16 protein-coding genes are annotated in these 15,527 nt (G+C 49.3%); 9 read left to right on the top strand and 7 right to left on the bottom strand.

The window, feature by feature from the left end; all coding sequences use genetic code 11:
- Positions 1–25 precede the first annotated feature (25 nt).
- Entirely contained in the window at positions 26–1,423 is a 1,398-nt protein-coding gene (gene sufB / locus ABEA66_RS05945) for a Fe-S cluster assembly protein SufB (protein WP_079908359.1), read from the top strand.
- A 152-nt stretch (positions 1,424–1,575) separates the two neighbouring features.
- On the opposite strand, the gene ABEA66_RS05940 is transcribed toward sufB, so the two are convergent.
- From ABEA66_RS05940 to ABEA66_RS05920, 5 genes are all read right to left on the bottom strand, one after another.
- Positions 1,576–1,899, bottom strand: coding sequence for a DUF2642 domain-containing protein (locus ABEA66_RS05940; RefSeq protein ID WP_079908360.1), 324 nt, complete (start codon positions 1,897–1,899; stop codon positions 1,576–1,578).
- A gap of 118 nt (positions 1,900–2,017) precedes the next feature.
- Positions 2,018–2,476: an AraC family transcriptional regulator gene (locus ABEA66_RS05935; RefSeq protein ID WP_345586892.1), complete on the bottom strand. Its 459-nt coding sequence runs from the start codon at positions 2,474–2,476 to the stop codon at positions 2,018–2,020.
- A gap of 383 nt (positions 2,477–2,859) precedes the next feature.
- Positions 2,860–3,918: an HD-GYP domain-containing protein gene (locus tag ABEA66_RS05930; protein WP_345586891.1), complete on the bottom strand. Its 1,059-nt coding sequence runs from the start codon at positions 3,916–3,918 to the stop codon at positions 2,860–2,862.
- Between the two features lie 134 nt (positions 3,919–4,052).
- Positions 4,053–5,123 (bottom strand): ThiF family adenylyltransferase, encoded by a 1,071-nt coding sequence (locus ABEA66_RS05925; RefSeq protein ID WP_345586890.1) that lies wholly within the window; start codon positions 5,121–5,123, stop codon positions 4,053–4,055.
- A gap of 14 nt (positions 5,124–5,137) precedes the next feature.
- Entirely contained in the window at positions 5,138–5,827 is a 690-nt protein-coding gene (locus tag ABEA66_RS05920; RefSeq protein WP_345586889.1) for a molybdenum cofactor biosynthesis protein, read from the bottom strand.
- 113 nt (positions 5,828–5,940) lie between these two features.
- On the opposite strand from ABEA66_RS05920, the gene ABEA66_RS05915 reads away from it, so the two are divergent.
- Both ABEA66_RS05915 and ABEA66_RS05910 read left to right on the top strand, forming a co-directional pair.
- Positions 5,941–6,393, top strand: a complete 453-nt coding sequence (locus ABEA66_RS05915) for a hypothetical protein (RefSeq protein ID WP_345586888.1) — start codon at positions 5,941–5,943, stop codon at positions 6,391–6,393.
- 41 nt (positions 6,394–6,434) lie between these two features.
- The gene (locus tag ABEA66_RS05910) at positions 6,435–7,895 is read left to right on the top strand and encodes a bifunctional metallophosphatase/5'-nucleotidase (RefSeq protein WP_345586887.1); all 1,461 of its coding nucleotides are present in this window, start codon (positions 6,435–6,437) and stop codon (positions 7,893–7,895) included.
- Positions 7,896–7,934: 39 nt separating this feature from the next.
- Here the strand turns inward: ABEA66_RS05910 and ABEA66_RS05905 are convergent, their stop codons facing one another.
- On the bottom strand, positions 7,935–8,750 hold the full coding sequence (locus ABEA66_RS05905) for an undecaprenyl-diphosphate phosphatase (protein WP_345586886.1): 816 nt from the start codon (positions 8,748–8,750) through the stop codon (positions 7,935–7,937).
- Between the two features lie 243 nt (positions 8,751–8,993).
- On the opposite strand from ABEA66_RS05905, the gene ABEA66_RS05900 reads away from it, so the two are divergent.
- The 4 genes from ABEA66_RS05900 to ytvI all read left to right on the top strand — a co-directional run bounded on the left by ABEA66_RS05900 (position 8,994) and on the right by ytvI (position 13,900).
- Entirely contained in the window at positions 8,994–10,088 is a 1,095-nt protein-coding gene (locus ABEA66_RS05900; RefSeq protein WP_345586885.1) for an HD-GYP domain-containing protein, read from the top strand.
- Positions 10,089–10,283: 195 nt separating this feature from the next.
- Entirely contained in the window at positions 10,284–11,411 is a 1,128-nt protein-coding gene (gene yfkAB, locus ABEA66_RS05895; RefSeq protein ID WP_345586884.1) for a radical SAM/CxCxxxxC motif protein YfkAB, read from the top strand.
- A 74-nt stretch (positions 11,412–11,485) separates the two neighbouring features.
- Positions 11,486–12,823 (top strand): hemolysin family protein, encoded by a 1,338-nt coding sequence (locus ABEA66_RS05890; RefSeq protein ID WP_345586883.1) that lies wholly within the window; start codon positions 11,486–11,488, stop codon positions 12,821–12,823.
- A gap of 30 nt (positions 12,824–12,853) precedes the next feature.
- A complete protein-coding gene (gene ytvI, locus ABEA66_RS05885) occupies positions 12,854–13,900 on the top strand; it encodes a sporulation integral membrane protein YtvI (RefSeq protein WP_079908371.1) in 1,047 nt (348 codons plus the stop codon).
- A 279-nt stretch (positions 13,901–14,179) separates the two neighbouring features.
- Here the strand turns inward: ytvI and ABEA66_RS05880 are convergent, their stop codons facing one another.
- Positions 14,180–14,869, bottom strand: a complete 690-nt coding sequence (locus ABEA66_RS05880) for a C40 family peptidase (RefSeq protein WP_345586882.1) — start codon at positions 14,867–14,869, stop codon at positions 14,180–14,182.
- Between the two features lie 131 nt (positions 14,870–15,000).
- On the opposite strand from ABEA66_RS05880, the gene ABEA66_RS05875 reads away from it, so the two are divergent.
- Together ABEA66_RS05875 and ABEA66_RS05870 are read left to right on the top strand one after the other, a co-directional pair.
- On the top strand, positions 15,001–15,210 hold the full coding sequence (locus ABEA66_RS05875; RefSeq protein WP_345586881.1) for a spore coat associated protein CotJA: 210 nt from the start codon (positions 15,001–15,003) through the stop codon (positions 15,208–15,210).
- Between the two features lie 23 nt (positions 15,211–15,233).
- Positions 15,234–15,500 (top strand): spore coat protein CotJB, encoded by a 267-nt coding sequence (locus ABEA66_RS05870; RefSeq protein ID WP_345586880.1) that lies wholly within the window; start codon positions 15,234–15,236, stop codon positions 15,498–15,500.
- The last annotated feature ends 27 nt before the right edge of the window (positions 15,501–15,527 follow it).

The raw sequence follows: 15,527 nt of genomic DNA, 5'->3' as shown, positions 1-15,527 counted from the left end.
CTGAACTTAAGGAGGTTGGCGAACAATGGCAAAGAAAATGCCGGAGATGGAAGATTATAAATATGGTTTTCGCGATGAGCATAAAGCGGTTTTCCAAACAGGAAAAGGCCTGACTCGCGAGATCGTTGCCGAGATTTCCAGAATGAAGGGCGAGCCGGAGTGGATGCTCGATTTTCGTCTGAAATCATTGGAGCAATTTGAGAAAATGGCTATGCCTCGTTGGGGCGGCAACCTGGACGATCTGGATTTCAATGATATCCAGTACTATGTAAAACCATCCGAGAAGCAAGGCAAAACGTGGGAAGAGGTTCCTACGGAGATTAAAGAAACGTTCGACAAGCTCGGTATTCCTGAAGCGGAGCAAAAGTTTCTGGCCGGCGTATCCGCTCAGTACGAGTCTGAGGTTGTTTACCACAGCATGCAGAAGGACTTGGAGGATCAAGGCGTTATCTTCACCGATACCGATACGGCTTTGAGAGAATTCCCTGAATTGTTCAAAGAATATTTCGGTACCGTCGTTCCTCCTAGCGACAACAAATTCGCGGCTCTGAACAGCGCGGTTTGGTCCGGCGGAAGCTTCATCTATGTACCAAAAGGCGTGAAAGTGGAAATTCCGCTGCAAGCTTACTTCCGTATTAACTCCGAGAATATGGGACAATTCGAGCGCACGCTGATCATTACTGATGAAGACAGCTTCGTTCACTATGTAGAAGGATGTACGGCTCCTATTTACAGCACGAACTCCCTGCACAGTGCGGTTGTTGAGATCATTTGTAAGAAAAACTCACGTGCCCGTTATACGACGATTCAAAACTGGGCGCCTAACATTTACAACCTCGTTACCAAACGTGCCGTGGCGGAAGAAAATGCGACCATGGAATGGGTTGACGGTAACATCGGTTCCAAGCTGACGATGAAATATCCTGCGGTTGTATTGAAAGGCCGTGGAGCCAAGGGTATGGTGCTCTCCATCGCTGTTGCAGGCCGTGGGCAGCATCAGGACGCAGGTGCAAAAATGACTCACCTGGCGCCTGAAACCACGTCGACAATCGTATCCAAATCGATCAGTAAGCATGGCGGTAAAGTAACTTACCGCGGCTTGGCTTCCTTCGGACGCAACTCCGCAGGCTCCAAGGCTAACATCAAATGCGATACTTTGATTATGGATAAGGAATCGACTTCGGATACCATCCCATACAACGAAATCATGAACGACAACATTACGCTGGAGCACGAAGCTACCGTATCCAAGGTGTCCGAGGATCAATTGTTCTATCTGATGAGCCGCGGCTTGACAGAAGCGGAAGCTACTCAAATGATCGTAATGGGCTTTATCGAGCCGTTCACGAAAGAACTTCCAATGGAATATGCCGTAGAGATGAACCGTCTCATCAAGTTCGAGATGGAAGGCTCTATCGGTTAACCCGGCATAAACAGGATCAGGCCATCCTCGATCTTACGAGTAATGTACAGATACGTGTCCGCAGCGACTTTGACATTCGCATGTCCAAGTCGTTCGGACACGTATTTTTTATTCTCTCTTCTTCAAGTTAACTTCACTGATTTCAGCATAGCTTATTTCTCCACTGCTTTTTCAAAATAAACGATTTCGCACAATCGAATGTGATGCTTTTTTCCATGAACTACAAGGGCTACGTGATCAATGAAAACATCGTCCAGAGTACCTACCAATTTGCCCACAGTTGTCGTAATGCTAACCATTAACCCTTTGTGTTGAATCAAATGCTCGATAAATTTAGGTTCCACAGTTGTTGTATACGTTATATTTTTCGGTAATACCAGAGTGTCCTTGCGCTGAACATCTTCATTTCGATAATAATGCGGAGCCGGGAATGAGGCATAGGCTTGCGGATAGCCATAGTACACAAATCTATTCATGTGCTGCTAACCCCTTTGTCACAAATTGGAAAACCAATTATAACATATGACAAATACCCAGGCGGTGTTCCAATCAAAGAATGAAGCAGGAATGAATGGGATACCGTGCATGATATCCTCAACGTGCTGCTATGATCGGCACGCAGATTTCGCAAAATTCATTATTAACCATAGCACCGGTATATCGTTCTAGAATCGGCTTATGGTCTATTTGGTAGCCGCTCTTTTGTAAAGTGGAAAAAATATCAATCCATGCTTTTTGAATATCTTCAGGAGTATGTTCAATTTGAAAAACAACATAGGGTCCGCCAGAAAGTTCAGTTACTGCAATAGAATGATCCGCTTCATAATCATTTGAAATGACGATGCATGCATCATATCTGCATGCTTCAGGAAGGGTGGTTTCCGGGTTATCCTGTGGTATTCCGAGAATGATCGCGGATCCTGTAAGCAAATGGTTCTCCTTAGCCCACTGCTTTAATTTCTCCATAGTCAGAGCATTGGATGGACCATAGGGGCCGATTTGTCTCATGTATGCAATACGATAGCCGGGAAGAGTTTCAACCTTATACTTCATACTTTCATTCCTGCCTTTCTTAAGCATTTTGGGTACATTTCGAATGCTAACATGATATAAAAATAAATGCATTTGATATTAAAAATAATATTGATAAATATTTTTTATGGAAAAAGAGTATTCAGCAAAATAATGTGCTCGGAAAGAACGATTGCTATTTTCAGTGGTTGGAAAGCCTTATATAACAAAAAAATGAGCGCATTCCCAAACGGGAATGGCTCATTTTTCTGTGCTGAACAGTGTACACCCATTAAAGCATTAAAGCGAAGGAAGCAGCGATGTCCTGTAGTCGGGGACTACCTATCGGCGGCGCAGCGTCTCAGCCGGCCGAACCTAACGGTTCCAATGTCTATCATTAGTTCTTGAAAAGAACTATAGGTCATTTACATATAGATTTCCTGAATCTCCAATTGAGGATGCTCCGACAGGTTAATAAATTGTTCACCAACCTGAATCAATGGCCGGAAAAAGTCCGTAGGATGCGTCATAATAATGATACCGTTTTCACCATTGGTAAGCAGAATTCTTTTATTAATAAAGTTGGGAATCATGTTACGGATAAATACTTGGGTAATCTTAGGATCCAGCTTGCCGAAGCTGAGCCGGTGCAGTTCTTTAAGCACATGCAGCAAATCCTGCTTTTCCTGATAGACCCTATGCGAGATCATGGCGCTGTAGACATCGGCTACCGCTACGATTCTGGCAAGAGGATGAATGTCCTGGCCTTGTAGCCTGGCTGGATAGCCTGTCCCGTCCATACGTTCATGATGCTGCAGAGCGGCCAAGGCAATTGGCTCAGGAAGCCCGGATGCAAGGATCATTTCGTGGCCGTACTCGGCGTGTTTCTTGACCTGCTCGAATTCATCTTTCGTCAGAAACCCCGGCTTTTGGAGGATGGCATTATCGATGCGGCTTTTGCCAAGGTCATGCAAATAACCGGCCTTGCCTGCATAGAGGGCCTCCTCCTCTGTCTGGCCTAGCCATTTGGCTATATAATAAGAGATCATGCCTACTTGGACACTATGCTGGTAGGTGTAATCATCTTTATTGTTCAATGTTAATAATAAAGAGACGACATCTTTTTGCTCGATAAAATGATTGGCAAGGGGTGCAAAGCATTGCTCCACTTGTTTTTCTTCAATTTTGCCCTGAGCGGTTATCTGATTGAACAAATCCTTGATTCCACTTACCGCTTCCTCATAAGCAGCTGTTTGAGCTAATGTCTGAGTTGGCTCGGAAAGGGCTGGCTGAAGCTGCTTCTCCGTGCTGTGCTCTGCTTGTCGCATCATGATGTCGACATAATCGATGTTGTGCAGTTGAAGTTTGTCAATATCATCGGCATTTAACACGGTGTGCGCGGATACGACAAGGAGCCCGTTCCAATTAAAAACGTCTGAGCCGGTTCGATCACCAACCTGTAAATCCATGACAGAAATTCTCATAGCCGTCTCTCCCAATCACAGTGTACGTATAAGCTAACTAGTATAAAGTTATGGTATCAAGAATGTATTATATTGGCAACCGAAATATGAGCATTTTGTCACAAAAAAGGGAGAAACGGTGAAAAATATCACAACTACATTCCTATATATCGACTATATAAGCTCTTGGCCATGACGGGATCATCCGTCCCTTGAACTATCAATCGGCCATCAGAGAAAAGGACCAAGGTCAATGAGTCGTTCGGGTAAAACTTTAAAAGGAACGGATTGAGCTCAATACGCCCGAGCGGGCGCCATTTTTCAGCCCAGTCGGATAAATGGAACGTGCCGGAATGAACCGGTTGAATTTGGACAGAATTGCGTCCGCATAAGGTTTGAATCGTGTCCTCATCGACCTCCTGCTGCAAATAGTCATAGTGACCATGCCCGCAGGCCGGACAGTCCGTTTTACGCGCTTTGCTCACGTCCACGGCAGCGTGCTGGTTGTACCATAAGTCCCAGTGGACCATCTTGCGGTTCAGCTGGGCGTGGGCGCCGACGAGCAGCTTGAAGGCCTCCGCAGCCTGGTGGGAGGCTACCGTATGAATAATAGGCCCGATCACCCCCGCCGTATCGCAGGTCTCTGTCGTTCCTTGGGCGGGTGCTTGACCGAACATGCAGCGCAGGCAAGGAGTTTCACCAGGCACGATCGTCATGGATACTCCTCGGGAGCTGACAGCGCCGCCGTAAATCCAAGGGATGCGATGCTTCAGGCTGACATCATTGATCAGGAAACGGACGGCAAAGTTGTCCGTACCATCCAGAATCAAATCGACGTCGGTAAGCAGCGATTCGGCGTTGGCAGGATGGAGGTCGGCCACCACGGGTTCAATCGTGACAAGCGAGTTAGTCTGCTGTAGCCTGCGCGCCGCAGCCATCGCCTTTGGCTCTGAGGAAGCAGCGTCGGCTTCATCATAGAGCATTTGACGCTGAAGGTTGCTCGCCTCAACGAAGTCCCTGTCAATGATCCGGACGAAGCCGACACCGGCACGCACCATGTGATTGGCTAGTACGGTTCCCAACGCACCCATCCCGACGATAACCACCCGGGCTTGCATCAGCCGGGCCTGACCTTGCTCTCCAATGGGGCCAAACAATAGCTGCCGCGAATAGCGCTCCGCAGCTTGAGGGGGGATAGATTCACTGTTATGATTGGTATTGCTCATCGGTGGTTCTCTCCTTATCCTAAGGGGTTCCATGGCCCTAGCTGATGTCCTTTCCATTCGGAGCCATCCTCCCATATTTCTTTTTTCCAGATCGGAACGATTTGCTTGAGGCGCTCGATGGCATATCGGCTCGCTTCGTATGCAGCCTCCCGATGCGGCGACGATACGGCGATCACGACGCTGATTTCACCGACATCCACTTTGCCGAGCCGGTGAGTAATGGCGCACAGGGTACCGTTCCAGCGTTCATGGATCTCCCGGGTGATTTGTTCCATAGTTTTCAGAGCCATAGGCTCGTAGGCGGAATATTCAAGCAGGCATGTTTTTTTGCCGTGAGTCCATTCTCTTGTCGTTCCTGTAAAAGTAAGGGCTGCTCCGTGATTCGGATGCAGTACCTTTGCGGTAACCTTCTCAATAGAGATAGGCTCGTAAGTGATCTCGACAAGCTTCGGCTGACCTCCCGATACAGGAGGGATCAAAGCTATTTCATCCTGCCCGCTAATAGGCTGATCGTCCGGAGCATAGCTGTGATTAACGGCTACAAAGGCTTGTCCCAAGGCTTGAGCGGCTTCGGGATGCTTGTCTGCCAGCCGTTGTTTGATGAGGGCTGGAGTCACAACGGCTTCAGGCTCCCATTCCATGATCACCACAGAGCCGCCCAGCTGCTCGGCCAGCCCTGCAAAAACGAATATTTGCAGCTTCATTCGCATCACTCCAACGTTTTATTCCAGCATACCATAATATCATAAGATAGTGATATAATAGAAGGGTTTCCTGTACATACAAGGGCCATTATGGAAGATGGAGAGGGATTGAAATGAAGATTACCGTATATGATGAAATCGGCGGAACGGAGCAATTCACGGTAGCGGAACTGTGCTCCTTGGCACCTGTCCATTTTCCGATTGGGGAACGTGTGCCTGGCGTTGAAGGGCTCGCTTTTGAACTGAAGTCCTGGTATGAGGCCTGGATGAAGCGGCGGGAGGCGGTAACGGATCGCGAACCTGTTGTCATGAAGGTGGAAGCGGCCGATGAGTTTCAAGCGTCGATCCCTTGGGAGCAGCTGGACCGTGCAGCGTTTCTCTATGAGCAGGACGGCAAGCCGCTGCAAAAAGGGTTTCCGATACGACTGTACGTGCCGGACGGGAGCAGTGAGTGCCTGAATGTGAAGAGCGTTGTCTCCATCCGATTCGAATACAGCTCAACGGTGGACGAAGCATCCTATGGGTTTAAGAACAAGATTAGCATAGAGGAATTAAAGCGCAAATAAAGAAGGCAAAGCTGTAGCAGGATACAAGGAGGGGTGCAGCAATGAATTCACCGCATTTGCGGCTAAGAATCATTCATTCCAACGATATTCACAGCCATTATGAGCAGATGCCCCAAATCGCCGCAGCCGTTCAGGAGCTTCGCGCTTCAGCCGGCGAGGAGCATACGCTGACGCTGGATATTGGAGATCATTTGGACCGCATGCGCCCCGAAACGGAGGCGAGTGCCGGCAGCTATAACCTGGAGGTCATGGCAGCCACGGGGTATGAAGCGGTCACGCTCGGCAACAATGAAGGCCTGACCTTTACCAAGGAGGCGCTGGCGCAATTATATCGTCAATATCCGGATATCAAGGTCGTTTGCGCCAATCTGTTGGATGCTGTGACCGGAGACATTCCCGACTGGGCCGCCCCCTTCCATATACTGGATAAAGGCGGCATCAAGATCGGGTTGATCGGGGCTACCGCCTATTATGAGCAGTTTTACAGGCTGCTCGGCTGGGATATCCAGGAGCCCGTCGGTGTTATCCGGCATTGGGTCCAGCAACTTCGCCCGCAGGTTGACGTTCTGATCCTCATGTCTCATCTCGGTCTGTCGACAGATCAAAGAATCGCCGGGGACATTCCCGGGATTGACGTTATCTTGGGCGGACACAGCCATCACTTGCTTGAGCAGCCCCTTCGTATCGGAGGAACGCTCGTATGCGGTGCGGGCAAATTCGGGCAGTACATCGGCGTGGTGGATCTCCAGCTGGATCCTCGTACCCGCAAGCTGACACAAGCAGAAGGGGTTGTGCGCAAGATCGAGGCGGAGCCGTATGATTCTAAGCTTGCTGCAGCGATAAGGACGTTCGAGATTGAGGCCAGCAAGACGCTAAATCGGCAAGTCGCCTATTTGGAGCGGCCGCTCGCTGCCCATTGGTACGAAGAGGCTCCTCTTGGCAGCATGCTTGCCTCAGCGCTTCGACGGTGGGCGGGTGCCGAGATCGGTATCGTGAATGCAGGGCAATTCCTGGAAGGGCTGGAGCGGGGGACGGTAACCGCAGGCAGGCTGCTGGACATATGCCCCTCGCCGATCAATCCGTGCCGCATGACGCTAACCGGCGAACAAATCTTGCAGGCTCTGGAGGAGTCGCTGCTGCCCGAATTTATGGAGAAGCCTATCTACGGCTTCGGATTTCGATGTAAAGTGCTCGGCATGCTGAACCTTGATGGGATGACGGTGGAATACGATGCGGACGGCCCTCCACTCGCCAAGATTCGTCAGGTGCGTGTCGGGGAAGAACCGCTTGAGCTGAGCCGGGCGTATACGGTAGGGACAGTGGATATGTTCTCCTTCGGAATCGGATACTTGTCCTTATCCAAAGGAACGAACGTGCACTATTTCTTGCCGGAATTTTTGCGGGACATCATGCAGGAGGAGCTGAATAATCCTGACGCCATTGCTGCAGGATACGACAAGCACTGGTTCGCCTGCAGGCCGCTCGAACAAAAAGACTGTTGAGCCTAATTGGCTTCAACAGTCTTTTTATTGTGGGTAAGCTTACAGTAAGTAAAGATAAATGGCAAAAAGTGCGGCCAGTACAAAACGGTAGTAAGCAAAATAGGTGAGCTTCAATTTGGAAACGAGCTTGATAAACGTAACGACCGCAAGCAGCGCGACGATAAATGATACGACGAAGCCGACGACAAAAAATCCGATAAGATCCGGCGTAAACAGCTTGTATGCTTTTAGTAAGGACAGACCGGAGGCTGCGAACATCAGCGGTATCGCCAATATAAAGGTAAAGTCGGCGGAAGCCCCGCGGCTGACACCGGACAGCATGCCCCCTGCTATGGTTGCGCCTGAACGGGAGAAGCCTGGCCAAATGACGGCCAATATTTGGTATAAACCAATATAAAACGCCTGTTTGTAAGTAATATCGTCCAGCTCCTGCGACGATTTGGGCGTGGATGACTTTTCCGCTATGATAAAGAGCACGCCGCCGACAACGAGGCTTAATATGACGGTTTTCGGAGAGAAAAGATGCTCGTCAACCCAATCGTTAAGCAGCAAGCCGGCAATGCCCGCCGGCAAAATACCGATCAGGATATGAAGCAGGTTCAGCTTCTTCCTGCCTGCCCGGCTCGGGTCCTTTTTCAATCCAAAAAGAAGCAGAATTCGGTTCCAGTAAATGACGACCACAGCCAATATGGCGCCGAGCTGAATGACAACCTCGAACGTTTTCAATATGGCATTGTCTTCAGGTATACCAAGGAGCGCTTGCGTCAAAATCAGATGTCCGGTGGAGGACACGGGCAAAAACTCGGTAAGCCCTTCAACAATTCCCATAATAATTGAAACCCAATAACTTAACATAATTGCCTCCTACTTTGTTTGTGAGAACCTATTCTATTTTAGCCTGTTCAGGGATGTCCTACAATACTAACTTAAAGGGTGTGGAGAATCTTAATAATTCCTTAACAAATAGTGAAAATCATGCGGAAGAAGATCGTAAATCCTCGAAAAAAAGTCGAAATATGTTGCTTCTTTTCGATGAATCCTTTACTCTAGGTCATAGAAACTATCTTTACTTTTATAGAAAGAAGACGTGGTTTAATCATGCGTTTGCTTCCGCTCAATATGGTTCGTCCGGGTATGAGGCTCGGGAGAAGGATTTACAATGAAGAGGGAATTACTCTTCTCGGAGAGCGTGTCGAATTATCACAAAAATTGATCCAGCGGTTAAGCGAACATGGTATTGATTTCGTATATATAGATGACCCGAGAACCAATGACATCACGATTCCGGAGATGATCTCCGAAGAAACGAGATTAAAAGCGACTTCCGAAATCAGGACTTCCTTTCGCGGCATGATGGAATCCTCCGTGCGAAGCAAGACGGCTAACGACAGACGCTTGGGCAAAACGTTCAGCAACGTGATGAAGATGATCATAGATGATTTAAGCAGTCATGAAGGCGCAATGATCATGCTGACGAACATCAGTGTCATGGATGATTACTTATTTCAGCATTCATTGAATGTATGCATCTATACGACGCTGCTCGGAATGGCACACGGCTATGGCCGGGAGGAGCTGACCACACTTGGACTGGGTGCTCTTCTGCATGATATTGGCAAAACCCAGATTCCGCTGGAGCTGCTGCGCAAGAACGGCAAGCTGACCGACAGCGAGTTCACGCAGGTGAAGAAGCATACCGAGTACGGCTTTCAGCTGCTGAAGGAAGAGCCGAATATTCCTTTGATCACCGCTCACTGCGCATTTCAGCATCATGAACGGCTAGATGGAAGCGGGTACCCTAGAGGCATCACAGGCAGAGATATTCATGATTACGCCCGATGGATAGGTATGGTGGATTCCTATGACGCCATGACAACCCACAGGGTATACCGGAGAGCGATGCTGCCTCATCAAGCCATGGAAATATTGTATGCGGGAACGGACACGTTATATGAAAAGAAAAAAATCGAATTGTTTCGAGACAACATTGCGATTTATCCGATAGGCATTAGTGTTACGTTGAGTACGGGAGAGACGGGAACCGTCGTCGGGCTTAACAAAATGGTACCCCACCGGCCGATTGTACGGATATTGAAGGATGCGGAGGGGCAGGAGCTGAAAGCGCCCTTCGATATGGATTTGTCCGAGAAATTATCGATCATGGTGACCGGAGTCAATGAGGATATGGGCTAGCCTTATACATACGACAGAAGAAACCCGGGGCTCCGGGTTTTTTGCATGTGTAAAAGTCCTTAACGCAGAATGGGAGTACAGAGCGGCTCCTAAGTCCAGAAAAGGCTGGAATTGCTTCGTTTAGTTTCATTTTCGTGCGTCATACGATACAATAGGTGGTAAAAATACTTTATACAGTCAGGTGTGAAATTCAACATGATGATAGATAAACTGAACTCCGTTTTACCGGACATAAAACCCGAGAACGATCCGTGGGATCCCATTCGTTCCCTGCACAAGTATGGCAAGCACGTACTTACCAGCGTCGAACTGACGGTGACCAACCTGTGCAATATGAGGTGTGAGCATTGTGCGGTGGGCGAGATGCTGACCATGACGGAGGGGCCGCGCATTCCGGTTGACCAGGTGCTTCGCCGCCTGGAGCAGGTGGAGCATCTGGAGACTATCAGCATTACCGGGGGAGAGCCGAGCTATCATGAGGCGACAGTCAGGGATTATATCGTACCGATCCTCAAATACGCAAGGGAACGGGGCGTACGGTCACAAATCAATTCCAATCTTACGTTGGATTTGTCCCGATATGAGATGCTGGCACCTTATCTGGACGTGATGCATATCTCATTCAACTATTTGAATGCCGATGATTTCCATCAAGTCGGCTTTGTCCGCACAGATCGGACGGTGACCCGGAGCACAGCTGCCAAGATGTACGAACGGATGGTCGAAAATACGATGGAGCTGAGCCGCGGCGGTATGTTTGTGTCAGCCGAGTCGATGATCAATTACAGGACTCATGAGAAGCTTAGCGACATTCATAAGCTTATTGTAGAGATGGGCTGCCGGCGCCATGAGGTGCATCCGATGTATCCAAGCTCCTTTGCCTCGAACCTGCCGGTGTTGTCCCTGGAGCATTTTCGCAAGGCGATCCACAAGCTTCTCGATACCCGTGACCGCAATCTCTGGATGCTGTTCGGAACGCTGCCTTATTACGCCTGCAGCACTCGGGAAGAGGATCAGCGTATGATCAGAAGACTTAGGGAGGAACCTAATGTAACGGTACGCAACGATCCGGATGGACGTAACCGGCTGAACGTGAATCTGTTCACAGGTGATGTGTACGTTACCGATTTCTCCGATGTGCCTGCACTGGGCAATATTCATAGAGACACATTGGAACAAGTGTTCCAAAGATGGGAAGACCACCCGCTGAATCATTCCGTCAACTGCCATTGTCCGGCCGCTCAATGCTGCGGTCCCAACCTTTTGGTCGTTGATACGTATTATAAGGATATCGACTTCAAGCAGCGCAAAGCGGTGGTTTAACCAATGGCAGCCTTGAATCCAATGGCAACAGGATAGACGATTTACTCATCACACAAAAAGGAGATTGAGGTTCCTTGGGCTTTGATTGGGGTTTGATCGTGCTAAATTTGGTATTGGTGCTTTTGCTCGTATTATTAAACGGATTTTTTGTCGCCGCCGAATTCGCTTTGGTCAAGGTGCGGACGACCAGGCTTCAGCAACTGCAGAATGAAGGTGTGGGAAAAGCCAAATATGCCCTGGCTGTGACCAAAAAGCTGGATGCCTATTTATCGGCTACGCAGCTCGGCATCACGTTGGCGTCGCTCGGTTTGGGCTGGCTCGGCGAGCCAGCGATTTCCCATCTGATCGTCGATCCCTTGTTCGCACTGCTGCATTGGGATAAAGCCTGGTACAGCTCGGCATTGTCCGTATTTATCGGGTTTGCGACGATCACCTTCCTGCATATCGTTTTAGGAGAGCTCGCTCCCAAATCTTTGGCGATTCAAAAATCGGAAACGGCTTCTCTGTGGCTGTCCGGACCGCTGCTCGCGTTCTACAAAGTGTTTTTTCCGGCCATTTGGCTGTTGAACGGTGCCGCTAACCGTATGCTGCGCTTGATTGGCGTTCAGCCTGCGAATGAGCATGATGCCGTACATACAGAGGAAGAAATAAGAATTTTAATGAACCAGAGCGCGAAGAGCGGACATATTGACAAGGACGAGATGGCACTGTTCGATAATATTTTCGAATTCTCCGACCGGGTAGCGAGGGAGATTATGCTGCCCCGTACCGACATGGAGTGCCTTTATGCCAATCTGCCGTTTGCCGAGAATTTGAAGACGGTTTACCGGACCAAGCATACCCGCTATCCGGTAGCCAATTATGACAAGGATACGATCATCGGCTTCGTGCACATAACTGATATACTGACGGCTGACCCCGATGAAGAGCATGATTTGCAATCGTTCATCCGCCCCGTCCTGATGGTTCCGGAATCGATGGAGATCAGTCATGTGCTGAAGCTAATGCAGCGTAAGCACTCGCAGCTTGTCATCATTGTGGATGAGTATGGAGGAACGGCAGGTCTGCTGACGACGGAGGACATCTTGGAGGAGATCGTGGGTGAAATTCACGATGAATTCGATGAGAATGAACGTCCGAGTATCGAGAAGAAGGGCAACCAATACTCAGTCGATGGGCGTGTGCTGCTTGAAGACCTCGATGACTTGCTATCGCTAGGCATTGAAGACGAGGAGGTAGATTCCATAGGAGGATGGCTCTTTACCCAGCTGGAAGGGGCCGTTGCCAAGGGGAAAAAGCTGAAGCACGGATCATTTGAATTCGAAATCACGGAGGTGCGCCGACTGCGCATTATGAGGGTAACCATTACCCGTATGGAACAACCAAGCACGCCGACAGAAGCTCAAGAATAACAATAAAGGGTAAAGGGGAATTGCCCGTTTATGTCTCTGAGGACGATTCTGTTTTGCGCCATAGGGGTCCTGTTGCTCTATGGATTGTTTACCATTGGATTTCCATTTTTGCTGGCAATGCTGATAGCGATATTTTTAGAGCCCGTCGTACAATGGCTGATGAAGCTTGGAAGAATGAACAGGGTGTTCGCCGCCTCCATTGCCTGCACTTTGTTTACAGGCGCTCTGCTCGGATTTTTTTATCTGGTCGGGTTCAAAATGGTGTCGGAGCTGATCCAATTCTGGAAGTACGCCCCCGATTACTTAAACGATGCGAAGCTGTTCATTGAGGATACGACGGAGAAGACGCGGCTGTTCTATAACTCGCTGCCAACCGGGATAGCGGAGCAGCTTCAAGGCTGGATCGAGTCAGGCATTAATACGATTACGGATAACATTAAAGGTATCGTGTCGGCGGTATCGGCTTATTCTCTGAATGTCGCCAAGACGATTCCGAACTTATTCATCTTTGTTGTCGTGTTCGTGATCGGCTTGTACTTGATTTCGATCGGCTTGCCGGATGTATACCGGTCGTTTCTGAATTTGTTTGACAAACAGTCGCAGCCGAAGGTCACCGCCGTCCTTAAGGACTTGCGCCGCGCGGTGCTTGGATTTTTGTTTGCGCAGGTGCTGATCAGCCTGCTCACCTACATAGTGACTCTTATCGGCTTGCTCTTTTTACGGGTGGATTATCCACTCGCCGTAGCGCTGCTGATAGTGGTCGTCGATATCCTCCCTATTCTCGGCACGAGCGCCGTTCTCGTCCCCTGGGCTCTGTACAGCTTTTTGGCCGGGAACATGCATTTGGGAGTCGGACTTTTGATACTTCTCGTGTTCATCATGATTTTCCGCAAGCTGATTGAGCCGAAGATTATCGGGGATGCTGTGGGGATTAATGCGTTAGCCGCATTGATGAGCATGTACATAGGCTTTAAGCTGATCGGGGTCATAGGGCTTATCTTCGGCCCGGTTCTTATCATTGTCTATCAGGCAATGCGCAAAGTCGGGCTGCTCAAGATCAATATCAAGCTGGACTAGCGGACAGCCGAACTGCATGAAAAGGAAGGTCCTAGGCGACCTTCCTTTTTATTTAGAAACCCACGAGAAATATGCAATATGGAGGTGGGGTGTACCTTGTAGGAATTTACGTCCGCCTTTGAAATCCGTGAAAATACCGCAAGTCTAATCAAATTTCACGGGTTTCAATAGCGGCCGGAGGGGGATACCCCATCGGAGTATATTGGCAACATTTCAAGTTTTACAGGGTTTCGCAACAAACTCCGGAAGGTCTACAAGCGACCTTCCTTTTTATTTAGCTTAATAATGCCGCCGAGCCCCCGTATACTTGGGTCCCCAATAGCTGCTGTCCAGCTTCTGAATATAGATGCCTGCCGAACGCGTGGCCGATATAAATTCCCCGTTGCCGATATAAATTCCGGCATGAGATACGACACCGGGATCATTCAGCGCAAAGAACACCCAATCCCCCGGCTGCAAGCTCGATCGCGATACACGGGTCCCCATTGCAGCCATCTCCGCAGCGGTAGTGCGGTTTAACGAAACCCCGAATTTATTGAACATAAAGTAAATAAAGCCCGAGCAGTCGAAGCCGTCTGGCGTCGCGCCGCCCCAAACATAAGGCACCCGCATATAATGGGAGGCATCCTGTACGATCTGTTTTTTTACAAGGGCATGGGAGATGGCGGTTTGAGTGGCTGCATCGGCGGCGCCGGTTACAGGCAGACTGTAGGCCTGTTGAAAAGCGCGTACGGCTTGAGCCGTAATGGATCCGAAATAGGCGGTGTTATTCGGGTATGTAAAATAACCTAATGCTTTGAGATTGTTTTGCAAGGTACCGACGCCGGGATCGGACATTCCTTGAGAAAGCACGGTCGATGCGGTGCCCGCGGCGGAGGCCGCATAGACGTGTTGGCCGCCGGAAAACGGCAGAAGCGAGGATAACCCGACAAGACCTGCGGTCAAAGTGATTGCAAGCGTTTTCCTCAAAGAACATTCAACTCCCTCTCCCCGATTTGCCGGGGTCTGATGAATTTGTTCCCATTTTATACTCATAATGGACGAGGCGGCAATGTATAAATATTGGTAGTAGATTTTCTCAATAAAGGAGGCAATCATCCATGTTCACGCAGGAAAAAGTATGGTGCCCGTACGTTGGCCCCTTTGACCCTTGCCCGCCGATACGAGAAAAGGTATATTCGACCCCGCCCCAATTGTATATTCCGTTCCAGCCGCCTAATCTTCCACAATGGTCTCCCCGCGAGGCATTAAAAAAAGGGACGTTATGGCCCGCACTTTACAGTCCTTATGAACCGAGACCGAGACTATAGGCCGGAAAGGAGTAGATCAGTCGATGGAAGACAAACGAATGCCGGATCATTATTACGCCATGCTGGAAGAGCTTCAGGCCATTGATTTCGTACTCGTGGAGCTTACGCTGTATCTCGATACCCATCCGCTGGATAACGGCGCTCTTGAGCAGTATAACCAATTCGCCCAGCAGCGCATGCATCTGGCCCATCAATTTGAACGGGAGTTCGGTCCTTTGAAAAGCTATGGGCAGAGCTTCTCGGCATATCCATGGCAATGGATCGATACGCCGTGGCCTTGGCAGGTTTAATCGCAGCGGCACGATAACCGAAGGGAG

Origin of the sequence: Paenibacillus vulneris (assembly GCF_039543185.1) — a bacterium.
In the GTDB taxonomy this organism is placed as follows: domain Bacteria; phylum Bacillota; class Bacilli; order Paenibacillales; family NBRC-103111; genus Paenibacillus_S; species Paenibacillus_S vulneris.
This window is presented reverse-complemented; position numbering and strand designations above follow the sequence as displayed.

Coding starts and splice junctions, on each gene's coding strand:
- yfkAB (WP_345586884.1), top strand. CDS start 10,284: ATGATGATAGATAAACTGAACTCCGTTTTACCGGACATAAAACCCGAG.
- sufB (WP_079908359.1), top strand. CDS start 26: ATGGCAAAGAAAATGCCGGAGATGGAAGATTATAAATATGGTTTTCGC.
- ABEA66_RS05930 (WP_345586891.1), bottom strand. CDS start 3,918: ATGAGAATTTCTGTCATGGATTTACAGGTTGGTGATCGAACCGGCTCA.
- ABEA66_RS05925 (WP_345586890.1), bottom strand. CDS start 5,123: ATGAGCAATACCAATCATAACAGTGAATCTATCCCCCCTCAAGCTGCG.
- ABEA66_RS05940 (WP_079908360.1), bottom strand. CDS start 1,899: ATGAATAGATTTGTGTACTATGGCTATCCGCAAGCCTATGCCTCATTC.
- ABEA66_RS05935 (WP_345586892.1), bottom strand. CDS start 2,476: ATGAAGTATAAGGTTGAAACTCTTCCCGGCTATCGTATTGCATACATG.
- ABEA66_RS05920 (WP_345586889.1), bottom strand. CDS start 5,827: ATGAAGCTGCAAATATTCGTTTTTGCAGGGCTGGCCGAGCAGCTGGGC.
- ABEA66_RS05875 (WP_345586881.1), top strand. CDS start 15,001: ATGTTCACGCAGGAAAAAGTATGGTGCCCGTACGTTGGCCCCTTTGAC.
- ytvI (WP_079908371.1), top strand. CDS start 12,854: ATGTCTCTGAGGACGATTCTGTTTTGCGCCATAGGGGTCCTGTTGCTC.
- ABEA66_RS05870 (WP_345586880.1), top strand. CDS start 15,234: ATGGAAGACAAACGAATGCCGGATCATTATTACGCCATGCTGGAAGAG.
- ABEA66_RS05900 (WP_345586885.1), top strand. CDS start 8,994: ATGCGTTTGCTTCCGCTCAATATGGTTCGTCCGGGTATGAGGCTCGGG.
- ABEA66_RS05915 (WP_345586888.1), top strand. CDS start 5,941: ATGAAGATTACCGTATATGATGAAATCGGCGGAACGGAGCAATTCACG.
- ABEA66_RS05910 (WP_345586887.1), top strand. CDS start 6,435: ATGAATTCACCGCATTTGCGGCTAAGAATCATTCATTCCAACGATATT.
- ABEA66_RS05905 (WP_345586886.1), bottom strand. CDS start 8,750: ATGTTAAGTTATTGGGTTTCAATTATTATGGGAATTGTTGAAGGGCTT.